We start from the raw sequence: 18,262 nt of genomic DNA, 5'->3' as shown, positions 1-18,262 counted from the left end.
CCTCAATTTTTTGAGAGACTAAAACGCTTGTGAGCCAACTCGAATTCTTCTTTACATATGTGGTAAATAGGGCGGCTTATAACCTGAGTCTATGGCAAGCGAGTTTGTTATAGATTTCTCACCAGAAGATTAGGTTTAGTAACTATCAGCCTTCTGTTGGAGGGTGATTTTCTTCTTGCCCTATAGTGCAATTCTTTTCTATTTTATTTGATAAGGTTAATTTGTGCTTGGTAATAGTATATTTTTCAAGCTGATTTTACTATTTTTGAGAAAAATATAGATTTAATTTATGCAGCAAGATGGTGTTCTAATGCCCAGCACCCCTGCAACTCTATCATAGAAGATATTATATATTATTTAAACTATACTTATTTTAATTTTAAATATAACTTAACTGGTAAATAATAATTCGGCTTAGTATATTTAGCAAACATTGAGAGTTCTTTCTAATTCTCATCAGTAGCATACTCCCCCTTCTATACAATATTTTATTGATTCTATGGCACAATTTTACCGTAGCCTAGCTTTAGCGTGCTTTCTAATTTTGTTTTCCTGTGTTCGGGTATTGGCACAGGACTGTGAAGTCACGATTTCTCCAGTTGGGCCTGGAGCAATATGTCCTGGTAGTAGTCAGGTGGTATTGGAAGCTACCTCAACCAGTGCAGGCGCCACTTTCCAATGGCAAAAAGATGGCGCTGACCTTCCTGGTCAGACAGGTAACAGATTAACGGTCACGGCTGTAGGGGATTACACTGTGCTGGTGAAAGGCACCACGTGCTTTGAGAAAGTCTCTGTTCCTTTCAAGGTCGTGACCAGCGGCAATCCTACCCCCGACTTCACCTTCACCGATAATGTCTGCTCCGGTTCTAACGTAAGATTCACGGCCTCTCCTACAGGCCCGGGATATAAATATGAATGGGACTTTGGGGACCCTTCTTCCGGAACCGGAAATACGGGTAATCAACAGGAGGTCAACCATACCTTTGTCTCCAATGGTACTGGCATTGTGAAGTATCAGATTAAGCTCAAAGTGACCAATGAGGGCGGTTGTACCAGCGAAATCACCAAAGAGCTTACCGTAAACCAGCGGGCAGATCCGTCCCTGGAGGATGTGCTGGCCACCCAAAATTTTACCATTCCATTTACCAATTGCGCCACTGAAGCTTCTACTTACCTCCTGAAAGTCCGGAACACTTCTACTACCAAGGCTACCAACAGGGCTTACACCATTGATTGGGGGGATGGCCAAATACAGAACTTCCCTGCCTCCTTTGAAGAGGCAGAGCATACCTATACTACCCAAGGGGAGTTTAACCTGAAATTTGTGATTGCCGGACCCAATTGTACCTCAACCAGAAACATAAAGGTATTCAACGGGAGTAACCCAAGTCTTACCTTGGGTAGCCCGGGCAACACGGTAGGTTGTGCCCCAATTTCCTATACATTTCCTGTTACTGGAGTGGCTAATAATAGCCCCTCTACCATCTATACGTTCTCATTTGATGATGGAAGCCCAGCCCAATCATTTACGCAGGCAAATGTACCCACCAGTATTACCCATACTTTCAAAAAAAGCTCCTGTAACAACAACTCCACAGACTCCTTTGTTCTAACTGCCACTGCCAGTAATCCATGTGGAACGACTACTGTTTCTGTTAGCTCTATTTTTATTTCGGCTACTCCCAAAGCACGGTTTCATGTAGAGCCGAAGAGCCCCACTGGTTGTATCAACACACCCTATACCCTTAAGAATACTTCAGATCCGGGAGCAAACAGGCTTGGGGTTGGCAAGTGTGACAATAATGCCAGCTATCAGTGGTCTATAAGTCCAGCAACCGGATGGAATCTTACCACCGGCACCTTAACATCTCAAAGCCCTGTTATTAACTTTACCTCTAAAGGTGATTACAGCATCAAACTTAGTGTAAAAAACAGCTGTAACACCCATGATACAACCCTGGTCTTTTCAATCATTGACCCGCCCACTGCTGATTTTACCACCATCCTAAATCCTGCAAACGGGTGTACGAACTTGGAGGTGGCTACTGCGAACCAGTCTGTAGGCGAACAGCTGACTTACCTTTGGTCTGTTTCTCCCAATACTGGTTATACTATTACGTCTGGGTCCCTCACCAGCAAAGATCCGGTCTTTAACTTTTCCACTGCCGGAGTCTATACGCTTAAGTTAGAAACCACAAACCCCTGCGGAGTAAGTAGGGATAGCACCCAGATAAAGGTGAACTCCCAACCAACTGTCACCTTGCCGGCGCCACGGGAACTCTGCGAGCCACAGGCCATTCCGTTCACCACTGCAAATGCGCTCCATACGCCGGTCTACGAAGCCAACTTCGGTACCATCTCCGCCTATAAATGGGCTGTGAGTGGACCCAGCGGTGCTCCGTTTGTGGCGGGTTCCTCTGAAACGTCGCAGTACCCCACCATTGATTTCCCAAATCCTGGTACCTACACGGTTACTGTCACGGCTACAAATGAGTGCGGGGCCTCGGCGGCAGCTTCACAAGAGATTACCATCAGGGAGTTGCCGGTGGCTCCAACGGTGGCAAATATGACTATCTGCCAGGGAGAGACGGTCACCCTGACCGCTACCGGAGGTGCGGCAGGTACCACTTACCGGTGGTATGAGGTGGCTTCTGGAGGTAGCCCGGTGTTTTCAGGTGATGCTTTCACGCCAAGTCCAGACCTAACGGCCACTACTACTTATTATGTAGAGGCGGTTAGTGGGTTCAATTGCGTGAGTGCCACCAGGACTGCCGTAACGGTTACGGTGCTTCAGGGTGTTACCAATAATACCATAACCGCTCAATCAGGCACTACAATTTGCGAAGGGGTATTACCAGGAACCATCATTGGGTCTCAGCCATCCGGAGGAGATGGAGCACCTTATCAATATAAGTGGCAGATCAGTACGGATGGGGTGACATTCACAGATGCGCCGGGTGTAAATACCGAAAGAGATTACACTCCAGGGCTGATTTCTAGGAATACCTGGTTCAGAAGGACTATTTCCTCTCAGAGGTGCCAGGTGCATGAAAGCAATGTGGTGGCATTTACCTTTAGCCCCACGCCGGCCGCACCTGTACTTACTTTGAATGATGTAGCCATCTGCGAGGGACAACAGGCTAATATCTCAGTGAATCCATTGGCAGGATTCACTTACAGATGGTATACCGCCAATACCGGCGGTACTTTGGTGACGACGGGTGAAAAGTACACTACCCCCGTTCTGGTCCGTGACACGGTGTTTTATGTGGAGGCCATTAACGAGAACAATTGCGTTAGCACCTCCCGGGCGGAAGTACGGGTGAGGGTAGCGCCGGCCATTGCGGATAACACTATCACCGGAGGTCAGGAAATCTGTACCGGGCAGACCCCTGCCATTTTAACGGGTTCCCAGCCAACCGGGGGTAATAACTCCTTTACTTATGTATGGGAGAGCAGTACAACTTCCGGCACCTCGGGGTTTGCGCCCATTGCCAATGCTAACGCAAAAGACTATTCGCCTTCTGCCCTTACCACTACCACCTGGTTCCGGCGGGTAGTAAACTCCGCGGGTTGCGTTACCACAAGCGCCGCAGTAGAAGTGACGGTGCGGCCTGATATCACCGATAACACAGTAGCATCGGGGCAAACCATTTGTGCCGGAGGCATTCCAGCGGCCTTTACGGGATCTCAGCCGGTGGGCGGGAACAACACCTATACTTATCAATGGGAAAGCAGCGAGACTTCTGCTACCAGCGGGTTTTCTCTAATTACAGGAGCAACGGGGAAAGACTTTGCGCCTACTGCAGCGGTTACCCAGAATACCTGGTTCCGGCGGGTAGTAGAGTCGGGTACGTGCCAGAGAAATGAGAGTGCCGCCGTTTTGGTGGAAGTGCAACAGCCTATCGCCGGAAATTCTGTTTCAGCGGACCAAACCATCTGCTCTGGTGAATCTATCCAAAAGCTAGTCGGCTCAGACCCTACCGGAGGCAGCGGAACCTATACCTATGTCTGGGAACAAAGCACTACTTCGGCCACTGCCGGGTTCAGTCCGGTGGCCAACGCCAATGGACGTGATCTGGAGCCTACAACCCTAAGCGCTACGACCTGGTTCCGGCGGGTGGTGACGGGAGGCGCTTGTGAGCCAAGTATAAGCAATGTGGTGCAGGTAACGGTAAGCCCTCCCTTGTCCAATAACGTCATTATCAATGCTCAGCCACAGGCCATTTGTACTGGTTCTACCCCAAGCCCACTCCAGGGCGCGCAACCTTCCGGGGGTGATAACAACTTTACTTTCCAGTGGGAGCAAAGCACCGACGGTACAACGTACACAGACATTGCCGGAGCCACAGATATAAGCTATGCGCCAGGCGCACTCACCCAGACCACCTGGTTCAGACGGAAGGTCCTCTCCCGAACCTGTACCTCTACGAGTCCGGAGGTGAAGGTAGAAGTGCAGCAGCCTATCGCGGATAACACCATTACCGGGGAGCAAACCATTTGTGCAGGCTCGGCCTCCCAGACCCTAACCGGTTCTCAGCCAACCGGCGGTTCCGGAGCATACAAATACCAGTGGGAGGCCAGTACTGACGGTGCCACCTTTACGGCTGTGGCTGGCGCAACCCAAGCGGAGTATACGCCAACCGGGCTGAATGAAACCACTTGGTTCAGAAGGAGAGTGGAAGGCGGTGCGTGTGACGCCAGCGTGAGCAACATGGTGAAAGTGACGGTGACCGTGCCGGTAACGAACAACACCATCAGCGCGGCCCAAAGAATATGCAGTGAAACGGCGCCGCAAAAATTAACTGGCTCTGTGCCTACCAGTGGTCCGGGTGCTGTGTTCACCTATGTTTGGGAAAGTAGTACCACCTCTGCTATTGCTACAGACTTTATGCCTATTGCCGGAGCAACAGAGATGGACTATGCGCCGGGCGCGCTTACCCAGACTACGTGGTTCAGGAGAGTGGTTTCTACGGGAGGCTGTACCAGTACCTCGGCAGCGGTGCAGATCACGGTAGAGCCCTTGCCACCTGCTCCTACGGTGGCAAACCAGGTGATTTGCGAAAATAACACGGCAACCTTGGTGGTGACTGGTGCGGGAACCGACACCTATCAATGGTTTGCCGAAGCCACAGGAGGAACAGCTTTAGGGCAGGGTACCTCTTTCACTACGCCGGTGCTTACCGCTTCTACTACCTATTATGTGCAGGTGACCAATGCACTGGGCTGCGCCAGCCCTCGGGCAGCGGTTCAGGTGACGGTGAACCAGAACATCGGTAACAACATAGTTTCTTCTGACCAGGCGCTTTGCGTAGGTTCGTCGCCAAGCCTTTTAACTGGTACGGTGCCAACAGGCGGGGATGGTGTGTATACCTATCTATGGGAAAGCAGCACGGTTGGGCCTGATGCCGGATTTGCTCCGGCGCCCGGAAACAACACTGGTGATACCTATCTGCCTACCAATATCACTAAACCTACCTGGTTCAGGAGAAGGGTAACCGCCGGTCCTTGTCTGCCTAGCGTAAGTGCCCCCGTAAGAATCTCCATCAGCCCGGTGATCACGAACAACCGGATTACATTCCCGCAGTCTACCTGCTCTGGCACGCCGCCGGCGCCGCTTACCGGTACGCAGCCGCAAGGAGGTGATGGCACCTATACCTATCTCTGGGAAAGCAGTACCACTGGTTCTACCGGAGGTTTTACTCCTGCTGCCGGTAATAATGCGGAGAGCATCTACCAACCCGAGAGCCTCACCCAGACAACCTGGTTCAGACGCACTGTGTTTTCCGGCGGATGCTCGCTTACCTCAGCAGTGGTGCAGATAACAGTGGTGCCTATTATCAGTGGCAACACCATCACCGCTGACCAAACCATCTGCCGCGGAGATGCCGTGCAGCCGCTTACGGGCTCTACGCCAACCGGCGGAAATGGCACCTATGTCTACCAATGGGAAATCAGTACGGACGGGGTTGTTTTCGCGGCGGCGCCCGGTGACAATAAAAAAGCCAGCTACTCTCCAGGGGCTGTGAGAACCACCACCTGGTTCCGGCGTACGGTGACTTCTTTCCCTTGTCTGGAAAGCAAGAGCGCGCCTGTCAAAATAACGGTGATCACGCCTATCACAAACAATGTCATCCAGACAGAACAGGAGATTTGCGCCCAAATGACCCCAGCCCTGCTGCAAGGGTCAACCCCTGCCGGCGGCGGTCCGGATATGACCTACCAATGGGAAGTCAGCACCGATGGTCCAACGAGCGGCTTCACTCCTGCACCTGGCACCAATAACGGAGCTGATTATCAGCCTGGAGCACTGACCAAAACCTCCTGGTTCAGAAGGGTGGCAGTTTCTTTGCCTTGCCAAAACCAATCCAGCAATGTGGTGCGCATTAAAGTGAACCCGCTGCCTGCTGAGCCTGCGTTGGTGACGGTTAACCCAAAAGTGTGCCCTGGCGAGAGAATCAACGTCACGGTAACCAATCCTGGGTTTGGGGTAGAGTGGTATGATCAGCCGCAGGGCGGCACGCTGCTGTACACCGATGTTACCTACGCTACGCCGCCTCTCACGGCAACCACTACTTATTATGTGCAGGCCGTTTCAGCGGATGGGTGCCCCAGCAGTAAACGCACCGAAGTGAAGGTGGAGGTGGTAACGCCGTTGGCGGATGCCGGACCTGACGTTTCTATTATCACTGGGCGGTCTGCTACGCTGGTAGCCTCGGGTGGGGTGAGTTATGAATGGTCACCAGCTACGGGCTTGTCCTCGGTGAACACTGCCACTACTACAGCGACACCCAAAGAAACCACTACCTACACAGTAACCGTCAAAACGGCGGAAGGGTGCTATGCAAAAGATGAGGTAACAGTGACAGTGCTGCCAGAAATCTTCATCCCCAATGTGCTCACTTTGAACAGAGACGGTGTGAACGATGATTGGGAAATTCAGAACATTGAGAAGTACCCTAACTGCACCGTGGAGGTCTACAACCGCTGGGGGATCAAGCTCTTCTCCTCTAAAGGCTACCAAACCCGTTGGGACGGCACATACCAGGGTAAACCGCTGCCAGTGGCGGCCTACTACTATATTATTAAGTTGAGCGAGGACGAAGAGCCTATCTCAGGAAGTATCACCATCATCAATTAAGGCCATGAAAGGAAGAAGAATTGTTATTGTTGTGAGCCTGGCATTGGTTTGTTTGGCGTCCTTCCGCGCAGCGGGGCAGCAGATGCCCCAGTTCAGCCAGTACATGACCAACGGGTTAGTAATTAATCCGGCGGTGGCGGGCATAGAGAATTATATGGATATCCGGTCTTCTTTCAGGAAGCAGTGGATAGGAATAGAAGGATCCCCCACCACGGTATACACCAGCATGCACGCGTCCATAGGCAAAAGCGACCGGAACGCCCAAGGCCGTGGAAAATTCAGGAACAGGGCCCACGGAATGAAGAGCAGGGTGGATCGTAATAACCGTTTCCGGCGCGTGAACCCGCATCATGGCATTGGGGCCATTGTGCAGGTAGACCAGGCCGGGCTCCTCAGAACAAGTTCCGTTAACCTGGTATACGCCTTCCATGTGCCGCTTACCAGCACCTTGAACCTCTCGTCGGGCATTTCTGCCGGCGTGGTGAGAAACAGTTTCAACACCAGCAAGGCAAGAGCCATTAACGGATCAGATGCCGCCTTGCTGGGAGACCAGGTGAACATGTTCAAGACGGACCTGAGCGTGGGTACCTGGCTTTATACCCGTTATGCTTTTCTGGGGATCTCCGCGGCGCACCTCATCAACAGCGGCAGCGACTTCAGGACACCCCAGGATTACTCCATTTCCGGGAGGTTGGTGCCTCATTATTTTGTGACGGGCGGCTACCGTTTCCATGTCCAGGACCTCACCTTTACACCTTCTGTGTTGTACAAAAAAGCCAGCACCGGACCTGAGGCCATTGACCTGAACATGAAAGCGATGTACGATGAACGGATATGGGTGGGAGCCTCTTATCGGAACAAAGATGCCGTGGCCTTTCTCTTCGGCCTGAACGTGAACCACGTGCTGGACTTTGCCTATTCTTATGACCTCACTACCTCTGGCCAGAGTAAAACCAGTGCCGGCTCCCATGAGGTGATTGTGGGGATTAAGGTAAACAACAAACTGAAAGTGCTGTGTCCACAATGGGTTTGGTAGCTCACCGAATGGTGGTTTGCTCTTAGAACGGCTTTGCTTTCAGGCTGAACGGTGCCTTGTCTTTGGATAGCTATTGGGTCTTATGATTATACAGCAATATGACGCTTTTACGGAATTCTCAACCCATTTCAATGGGTTGAGAATTCCGTAAGTAATTCAAGGTGAGTTTGCTTGTATAGGAGCTTTTTTTATTGCTTTTCTTAAAAACAGACAATAATCAAGTGATGGAAAGGTATTATTATCTTGATGCTTGTTCTGTTTTTAAGAATGATAGAAGTCTTGGCGAATAAATAAAAACGTGTGCTGCGGTCATTGTTCAGGCCGCTTTAAGATAGCCCACCCACTTTCTTTGAGTCTCTTCAAAGAAGGTGGGTGGGCTGCTGTTTTAAGGTGCTTTCAGGGAAAACAGGCTCAAAATGCATTTAAAATTGACCTGTTGCACTGAACGCCAGCAACTGAAATCCTCAGGCAGGGTTCTTCCTTAAAATTTAAAATCAAGGTCGGCTTCCCACTGTTTTCTGTAAAATTCCTCCTCATATCCTGTAAGTGTCTTGGTTCCAAGTTGATGTCCCCGCCCCGTTTTTTAAAATATTAGAAAAAATGAATATACTTTATCCATGTGTTATTGCATTTTATTTGATAAATTTGTCCGACATAAGAATTAGGATTATAATTATTTAATAAAGGCTAGGAAGTCAAAGGTTATTTTGTATAAGTCAATAGATTTTCTAATTCTAAGGGGCCGTTTAATTGAATTCAGGTAAGTCCATAACATAATATGAATACTATTTATCATAATAAAAATCATGTGCTTGCAATTGGATTAATGCTCCAAAGAGTAGCGAGATGAATTTGGAGGTGTGTGCATGAAAATACGACTACTATTTCTCTTTATCTTTCTAGTATTTTATTCAAAGGGCTTTACGCAATCGGCTCCGGCCTTAAAGTCGTTGCAAGGAGTATCCGTGGCCGGCGGAGCCGGATTTGAAAGCAAGGGCACCAGCAAGGTAGAAAAACGCGTGCTCCGGTCCGGGGCAGCCCCGCAGGAGACCTGGGCCGAGATTGACAGAATCTACGCAGACCTGAAACGCCAACAACCTTCCGCCACCCTTAATGGTGCCGCCTTGTCTGGGACGAAGCTGTGGCCGGGCGTATACCGGATCAAAGGAAATGCCCACCTGCAGAAATCTTTGGAATTGTTGGGAAGCAAATTCCCCAACGGGGTTTTCGTGTTTCAGGTGGAAGGTGACCTGAAGGTAGACCCATCGGTGAAGGTTGACCTGCGGCAAGGAGTAAGGGCTAAGAATGTGTTCTGGCAGGTTTCCGGAAACGTGTTGATGGGTGCCCAGAGTGCTTTCAAAGGCACGGTGGTAAGCGCCGGGAATATTACGGCGGCCAGCGGAGCGGCGGTAGAGGGTAAGCTTTTGAGCAAATCTGGGAGTGTTACGCTTTCCAGCACCAATGTGTCTGAGTTAGGATCTGATAACATCTCGGATTTGGAGGTATCCCATACCGTAAGCCAGGGACCATACGGGGCGGGGACCATCGTGACGTATAACGTCACCCTCAAGAACCTGGGACCGGAAGACGAATCTAATGTAATCCTGAACTTTGAAACCACCTCGGGGCTCTCAATTCTGAGTGCCATTACCTCTACAGGGTCTTTGTTTGACCTCTTGAGGAAAGATTGGGTCATCAGCAAGTTCCCGAGTGGAGCTGTCGCTACCATGACGGTGAAAGCCACCATCATCAAAACCGAGTTCTCTACCACCATTGTAACCGTAACCGGCAACGGCACGGACCCCAATATCAAGAACAACAGCTCTGAGTTGTCAATCTGCGCCACGCCTTCCAGGCCGGGCGCTATTACCGGTAAAACTTCTCTCTGCGTGAACACGCCGGGAAACGTCTACCAAATTGAGCCCTTGGCCGGAACCCGTAAATATACCTGGACTCTGCCGGCTGGCTGGTCCATCACCTCAGGCGCGGAGACGAATGTGATCACCGTGTCGACTGGCGGTGCTGAAGTCAATGGCACCATCTCGGTAAGGGCAGTAAATGCCTGCGGGGACGGGCCCGAGTCAGTCCTGCCGGTTAGTACCGTTTCTTCGCCTCCTCCAATGCCGTCCACCATTTCCGGGCCTTTGGAAGCATGTAGAGGTCAGAAAGAACTTACCTATTCCATCAATCCGGTGGCCAGCGCTGTGTCTTATGCCTGGGAAATTCCGGTGGGCTGGACTATTGTACGGGGGCAAGGTACTGCTTCGGTGACCGTGAATGCCGGCACCTCGGGCGGAAAAGTAAAAGTAACCGCGGAGAATGGTTGCGGGAAAAGCGCCAGCAGCGAAGCCCAGGTAATCATAGCCCCTGCAGCTCCCTCGGCCCCTGGTTCTATTTCCGGCCCTGCCCAGGTCTGTGCCAATACGCAGGAAGTTACCTACCAGGTAGCGGCTGTGCCTTATGCTTCTATCTACACCTGGACGATTCCTGCCGGCTGGAGTATTGTAAGTGGGCAAGGTACCGCCACCGTGGTGGTCAAAGCCGGAACTATGGGTGGCCAGGTGACGGTAAAAGCCCAGAATAGCTGCGGTACAAGCCCGGTTACCTCCTTAGGCGTTTCTATTTTCTCTGATGTGCCCACTTTAGGCGCCATTACCGGCGAAACAGCCGTCTGCTTATCTAACTCTGAGGTCACCTATTCTGTAGAGGAAATCTCAAATGCCGCTACGTACACCTGGTCTGTTCCTGCCGATTGGCGGATTCTGTCTGGGCAAGGTTCCCGCAGGATCAACGTGAAAGTAGGTTCTACCGGCGAAGTGAAGTTAGTGGCCTCCAACCCTTGCGGAGATGGTACCTCTACCGCTCTCAAGGTGACCGTGAGCACCGGACCACCGGTCATGCCAGGCGCCATCTCTGGTTCCATTGCCCCTTGTAACGGACAGGAAGCGCTTACCTATTCCGTAGCGAATGCAGCTGACGTGACGGCCTATACCTGGACCGTGCCCCAAGGCTGGACGATTGTTTCGGGTCAGGGTACTTCATCCATCGTCGTGAAAGCGGGGGCAACTGCTGGCAACATTTCTGTATCCGGTACTAATGGTTGCGGTACCGGTCCGGCAAGAACCTTACAGGTAACGCCTGCCACTACCATCCCAACTGCGCCAGCCTCTATTGCCGGAGAAACTGCCCCTTGTATTGGTGGGCAACAGACTTATACGGTGCCTAATGCGGTAGTGGGCCTTACTTATTCCTGGGCACTGCCTGCTGGTTGGAGCATCGTTTCCGGACAGGGTACCTCTACAGTGGTGGTAAAAGCAGGAAACACTGCCGGCCAGGTGAGAGTGACCGCCAGCAACAGCTGTGGGCTAAGCGCCTCTACGGATCTTGCGGTAACTCCTTCGGCTGGGGTGCCAGCTTTAACTGCTAATATCCAAGGGGAAGGTGCGGTTTGCGCCAACACCAATGAACTTACTTACTCTATCTCCTCTACCAACGCCGCTTCTTCTTTCCAGTGGCAGGTACCGGCGGGTTGGACCATCCTCAGTGGTCAGGGAACAGGTGAGATCAAGGTAAAAGCAGGAACTAGCGGTGGAACCATCCAGGTGTCGGCTAAAAACGGTTGTGGGCAGAGCGTTACCCGTTCTTTGGCTGTCTCCATTTCTTCTGCCGTTCCGGTGACTCCTGGCAACATTGCCGGGCAAGCCAATCTCTGCGCCAACATGGGAGAGCTTACCTATACCGTTCCGGTGGTAACGGGAGCTACTACTTACACTTGGTCTGTGCCAGCCACCTGGACCATTGTTCGGGGGCAGGGCACTACTTCTTTGGTGGTGCGGGTAGGTACCGCGGCCGGGCAAGTGCAGGTAACTGCCGGCAATGCCTGCGGAACCAGCGGTGCCGCGGCGTTAAACGTGAATATGTCAACTGCAGCGCCTGCTGCCATAGGACCCATCACCGGCGATAAAGCTTTCTGTGTTTCTACGGCAACGCGCACGTACACCATCGCGGAGAACGAAGGCGCGAGAACCTTTACCTGGTCAGTTCCATCGGGGTGGGTGATCTTGTCTGGGCAGGGTACCAGATCCCTGAGCGTGAGACCTGGCACGACGGGCGGATACGTGAAAGTAGTGGCCGCTAATTACTGTGGAACCACCTCTGACTCTACGAACATCACCGTTTCTCAACCACTCACTGCCTCCCCTAAAGCTATTACAGGTCCTCAAACAGCTTGTTCCACCAATGATCCTCTGACGTACTCCGTGGAAGCTTTGGCTGGGGCCACGCAATACACCTGGACGGTTCCTGCCGGCTGGCAAATAGTAAGCGGCCAAAACACCAGAGTTATCCAGGTAAAAGCCGGCGCCGGCGCTGGGACCATCTCTTTGGTAGCTTCAAATGCTTGCGGGGCCAGTGCCGCGGTGCAGTTAGCCGTTTCTGCGCAGAGCACACCGGTGCTGCCGGCGGGTATCATAGGCGAGACCCAGCCTTGCGGCGGAGGTACCCAGCAAACCTACACGGTTAGAAATCCTGTGGCTGGCATGACTTACACCTGGACGGTGCCTGCGGAATGGCAGATTGTGTCTGGCCAGGGCACCAGTAGCCTGGTAGTGAAAGTGGGCAATACCGCCGGGGCAGTTACTGTGAAAGCATCCAACAATTGCGGCACCAGTACGGCCCAGATGTTGGTGGTTGCTCCATCAACGTTCACGCCTGCCACTGATCCAATCCAGGGAACTACCGGTGTTTGCTTTGACGCTACCCAGACCTATTCAGTGACGGCTGCCACCGGGGCAACCGATTACCAATGGCAGGTACCTACTGGCTGGACCATTGTGAGCGGGCAGGGTACAAGAGAAATCCAGGTGAAAGCCGGAACTGGTGCCGGTGAAATCTCAGTAAACACGCAGTACACCTGCGGTGCCTCCACCAGACGCGTATTGGCGGTGGCCGCTGGCGTGAACAACCTGACGGCACCGGCTGCCATCACGGGTAACAAAGCCATTTGTGCTAACCAGAACCAGATTACCTATTCTATTCAACCGGTAACCGGGGCTACTTCTTACGAGTGGAAAGTGCCTGTGGGCTGGGCCATTATTGCCGGCCAGGGAACAACTTCCATCACGGTGCAGACCGGCACTACCGGTGGGCAGGTAAGCGTAGTGGCCAAAAACGTGTGTAACACCAGCGCCGCTACCAGTCTTGCCGTAAGCGTTTCCAGCAACGTGGCCTTTAACCTAGGTGCCATCATGGGGCAGCCGGTAACTTGTGCTACCATCCGGGTAACGTACAGCGTAACCCCTGATGCCACGGTGAACACATACACTTGGACGGTGCCCGCTGGCTGGACCATTGAAGCTGGACAGGGAACTAACTCCATCACGGTAATCCCAGGTGCATCAGGCGGGGCTATGAGTGTGTCGGGTGTGAATGGCTGCGGAGTGAAATCAAATCCGAGTGCTTTGCAGGTGCAGGTACAGAAGGACCTGCCGCTCCGGCCAAATGCCATCCAGGCAGCGGCTTCGGCGCTTGCGCCATGCGTGAATCAAACCGGGCTGATTTTCAAAATTGAAGCTGTAAACGGCGCAACGTCTTATGAGTGGACGGTGCCTGCCGGCTGGAAAATAGAATCTGGCCAGGGAACTACCACCCTAACGGTGACGGCCGGAAGCCAGGCAGGCCAAATCAGCGTCATTGCCAAGAACGCCTGTGGGCAGAGTGAAGCCCGGGCAGTGGCCGTAGTGCCAAGCACGGGGTCACCGGTGATCAATGGGGAGATTGCAGGAAACGCGAATGTCTGCGCCAACGCGGCAGCGCTAACCTATAGCATCTCTGGTTCCGGTATCAGCCAATACCAATGGACAGTGCCTGCGGGTTGGACCCTGGTGTCTGGTCAGAATTCCAGCTCTATCAGCGTGATTCCGTCCTCCACGGGAGGCACCATTCGGGTGAAAGCCTTGAACGGCTGCGGTGTGGCGGTAGAGAAAAGCCTGACGGTAACCTCAAGTGCAGCCGGAACCTTGAAACCAGGCGTGATCAATGGCCCAATCGCTTTCTGCGCCTCCCCTGAGCAGCGGGTGTACCAGGTAACAACGGTGACTGGCGCGGTTTCTTACGAGTGGAGTGTGCCGGCCGGCTGGCAGATCATCAGCGGGCAGGGAACCACCAGCATCACCGTTACTGCCCAGCCAGGTGCTGGGGTAGTGAGCGCGAAAGCGGTGAATGGTTGCGGCGCCACCGCCGAGGCTAGTTTGTCAGTGACCGTGGCAACTGGTTTGGGTGTGGCACCGGTGATCATTGATGAGAGCTCGCCTTGTGTGGGCAACCAGTTCTCCGTGCCGGCTGCTGCAGGCGTGTCTTACAAGTGGAGCATTGTTTCAGATATCCCGGGCTGGTCCATCACCTCTGGGCAGGGTTCTAACCGGGTAACCGTGCAAGGACCTGCCAATGCACCAGTGGCCTCGGCGAGGATCTCCGTGGAAGCCCACAACGGTACCTGTTCCAACACTTCTGCTAGCCTTGACATCATGCCTAAATACCTGGCCCCGGAACTGCACGTGCCTAACGTTTTCTCGCCTAACAATGACGGGAAGAATGATACCTGGGAAGTGGCCAACCTGCTGGAGTACCCAGAGAACGAGTTGGTGATTCTGAACCGCTGGGGCAGTGAGGTGTACCGCATGAAGAAATACCGCAACAACTGGAACGGCGGCGGCTTAGCCGAAGGAACTTACTATTACGTGCTGCGGGTACGCCTCTGCGAAGGCCAGGAAGTAACCCGCAAAGGCTATATAACCATCATGCGCTAAGAAGGAGATGAGGAGAATGAAAAAAGCGTTTATTTTGGTGCTGGTATGGGTGGCCTTTGTAGGAATGCCGCGCCTGAGTTTTGCCCAACAAGACCCGCAGTTCACGCAGTACATGTTCAATGGGTTGTTGTTGAATCCGGCGTATGCCGGGAGTAAAGGTTTCACCAGTCTCAGCGGATCGCATAGAAGCCAGTGGACTGGTCTGGAGGGCGCACCTATCAGCCAGACGCTGAGCGTAGACGGGAACCTGAACCGAAAACTGGCCGGGGGCTTCATCATCACCAATGACCGGTTGGGCGCCCAGCGCTTCACGGAGGTGTCGTTCAACTCGGCGGTCCGGATTTCCTTGAACGCGAATACCAGATTGGCCGTGGGCCTTTCTTTAGGCATGACCCAGCAGACCCTGGACGGCACCAAGCTGGACCCTGCTGAGCGGGACGATATGGCCATCCCGATGGGGATAGAGCGGGCGGTGAAACCTAATGCCCGGGCGGGGGCTTACCTGTACAGCAACCGGTTTTACACCGGCCTCTCGGTAGGGAACGTGGTCTTTTTCCAGGATGGTTTGCCCACAGACCCCAAGCCGCACGTGTTCCTGACCTCGGGCGGGGTGTTTGATTTGGGCCGCAAGATGAAGTTCAGACCCAGCATGCTGCTGAAAGAGGATTTCAACGGACCGGCGGCGCTGGACCTGAACACGTTCCTGTTGTTCAATGAGCAGATCTGGCTGGGTACCTCCTTTAGAACCACGCTGAACATCTTCAACAACCGGGAGTTCGCCTCGGCTACCCGCCTGGGCAACGCGCTAGCTGTTTTGCTGGAGCTGCACCCCTCCCCACTTATGCGGATTGGTTATTCCTATGACTTCTCGCTTACGCAGCTGCGCAACTATTCCAGCCATGAGATTTCTTTAGGTTTTAATTTTTTGAAGAAGAAGTATGGCCGGATGTTAACTCCGCGTTATTTTTGATTTGTCTCATGTAGTGACATGGAATTTCTGATTTCAGGCCGATTTTTGGAAAACAGCCTGAAATCTAAATCATTTACCCACCAACTGGTGCAAAACTGGAATTGTGAAGATCTTTTACCTCTTACTGCTGCTTTGCCTTACCCATTGCTTAAGTCCTTCCCTTACCCAGGCCCAGGCAAACCAGAGCAGGGCAGACAAGCATTTCAATAACTTTGATTACGCCCTGGCGCTGGAAGAGTACCAGAAGCTTCTGGAAAAGGAGCAGCCCACCCTTCACCTCACCGAGCGCATTGCCCACTGTTATCGACTCATCAATCAGCCCGGCGCCGCCGAGTTCTGGTACCGGCAGGCCCTGGGTTTTCCAGGCTCAGCGCCTATTAACCTTTTCTACTACGCCAATGCCTGCCGCCAGAACGGGGAGTACACTATTGCCAAAAAGAACTACCTGCGGTTTGCCGAGCTGGACCAGAGCCGACGTGAAGAGGCTTTGCAGTTAGCCAAGGCTTGTGACCTGGCCATGAGTTGGATAAACCGTCCGCTGGGCATTGACGTGATCCCAGACAGCACCCTCAACACCACCTTCGCCGATTTCAGCCCTGTTTTTTACCGTGAGGGCCTGGTGTTCTCCTCTGACCGGGGGCGCAACAACGGGTCTGACCAGAAGTACGGCTGGACCGGCACGCCCTACCTGCAACTTTACTACGCTGAGCGGAAAGGCCCAGCCAGTTGGGGTGACATCAAGCCCATGGAGAAGGCCATCAACACCCAGTTCCACAACGCCATCGCCACGTTCTCGCCAGATTTCAACGAGGTGTTCTTTACCCGTACCAAGCGCGTGAAAAACCGCGTACTGCCGGAGGAACTGCGCACTGAGAGCAACTGGCAGCGCTACTCTAAAAGCGAGGAGTTCATTAACCGGTTGGAGATTTACAGCGCCACCTTCTCCAAAGGGAAGTGGCAGGACGTGAAAGCTTTCCCCTTCAACCAGGGCGAGAACTATTCGGTGGGCCACCCTGCCCTCTCACCCGATGGCCAGATTCTGTACTTTGTCTCTGACATGCCAGGCGGCCACGGCCAAACCGATATCTATTTCAGTGAGCGCCAGAAAGACGGCTCCTGGTCTACGCCCGTCAATGCCGGACCCACCATCAACACCTCGGGTAAAGAGGTTTTCCCGGTGGTGCACCCAGACGGAACCCTCTACTTCTCCTCAGATGGGCACATAGGCATGGGCGGTCTGGACCTGTTCTCTGCCGAGGGGAGCCGCACCACCTGGGGACCCGTGGAGAACCTGTACTATCCATTCAACTCGCCGCGCGATGATTTCGGGCTGATTTATGAAAAAGACGGCAAAAGCGGCTACCTGTCCTCTAACCGCGAAGGCGATGCCGGCTCAGACAACATCTACCGGTTCAAACCCACCGAAATCCCCTGCCAGTTGGCAGGCGTGACCTACGCCCGGGTGCCCAACCGTAACGGACGCGCCCGCCAGGTACCCGTGGGCGGCGTGAAATTGGAAGTCACTGTGAACGGGAACACCTCCAGCCCGATGGAGTTTGAGTCTGATGAGAATGGCCGCTTCCTGTTTGCCGTGAACGCCAACCAGACCTACACCATCAGGGGCAGCAAGAAAGGCTATCTCACCCGCACGTTCCACGTGATGCCAGATTGCCGCAAAGTCACCGATACCGTGCAGATTGAGATGGTGCTGGACCGCGACACGCCCAACCGTCCTATTGTGCTGGAAAACATCTACTATGACCTTGACAAGCACAATCTTCGGCCCGAGGCCATTGCGGAGCTAGACAAAGTAGTAGGCATGCTGCGCGATAACCCTACCATTAGAATTGAGCTGAGCTCCCACACAGACAGCCGCGAGTCAAACAAATACAACCTCATGCTCTCGCAGCTACGCGCCAACACCGCCGTGAAATACATCATCTCTCAAGGCATTGACCCCAAACGGGTGGTAGACAAAGGCTACGGCGAAACCAAACTGCTCAACCGCTGCAAAGACGGCGTCTCCTGCTCAGAGGAAGAACACCAGCTCAACCGTCGCACTGAGTTCAAGATCATTAAGTAAGAAACTGTCTGGTTTTTCAGGCAGGGGTTTCTCAATAAATAGGGAAAGTATGCCTGAGCCTTTTTGAGCTTGTTTTAAGATAAACGCCTGTAAAATAGAAAAGCTTTTCCTGACGCCATGTGCAGGCTGGATTAGTGAAAGAGAACCTGGTCCTTAGGAGGTTGTGACTAGTTTGAGAAGACTTCCGCAGATTTACTTAAGCTAAAGGCAACTGTGTTTTGGGCCT

The 18,262-nt window shown here is 52.9% G+C and carries 5 protein-coding genes; all 5 read left to right on the top strand.

The window, feature by feature from the left end:
• Positions 1-640: 640 nt before the first annotated feature.
• The 5 genes from J3P34_RS15805 (at position 641) to J3P34_RS15785 (ending at position 18,036) form a co-directional block, all read left to right on the top strand.
• Complete coding sequence (locus tag J3P34_RS15805; protein ID WP_210489626.1) at positions 641-7,141, top strand: T9SS type B sorting domain-containing protein; 6,501 nt, start codon at positions 641-643, stop codon at positions 7,139-7,141.
• A gap of 4 nt (positions 7,142-7,145) precedes the next feature.
• The gene (locus J3P34_RS15800) at positions 7,146-8,177 is read left to right on the top strand and encodes a PorP/SprF family type IX secretion system membrane protein (RefSeq protein ID WP_210489625.1); all 1,032 of its coding nucleotides are present in this window, start codon (positions 7,146-7,148) and stop codon (positions 8,175-8,177) included.
• Positions 8,178-9,127: 950 nt separating this feature from the next.
• A complete protein-coding gene (locus tag J3P34_RS15795) occupies positions 9,128-14,983 on the top strand; it encodes an ice-binding family protein (RefSeq protein ID WP_210489624.1) in 5,856 nt (1,951 codons plus the stop codon).
• A 16-nt stretch (positions 14,984-14,999) separates the two neighbouring features.
• Positions 15,000-15,953, top strand: coding sequence for a PorP/SprF family type IX secretion system membrane protein (locus J3P34_RS15790; RefSeq protein ID WP_210489623.1), 954 nt, complete (start codon positions 15,000-15,002; stop codon positions 15,951-15,953).
• Positions 15,954-16,056: 103 nt separating this feature from the next.
• A complete protein-coding gene (locus tag J3P34_RS15785; RefSeq protein WP_345890374.1) occupies positions 16,057-18,036 on the top strand; it encodes an OmpA family protein in 1,980 nt (659 codons plus the stop codon).
• Positions 18,037-18,262 lie beyond the last annotated feature (226 nt).

Source organism: Rufibacter aurantiacus, assembly GCF_017916345.1.
GTDB classification, from domain to species: Bacteria; Bacteroidota; Bacteroidia; order Cytophagales; family Hymenobacteraceae; genus Nibribacter; species Nibribacter roseolus.
Note: the sequence above shows the minus strand (reverse complement) of the source record. Positions and strands in the feature narration are given on the sequence as shown.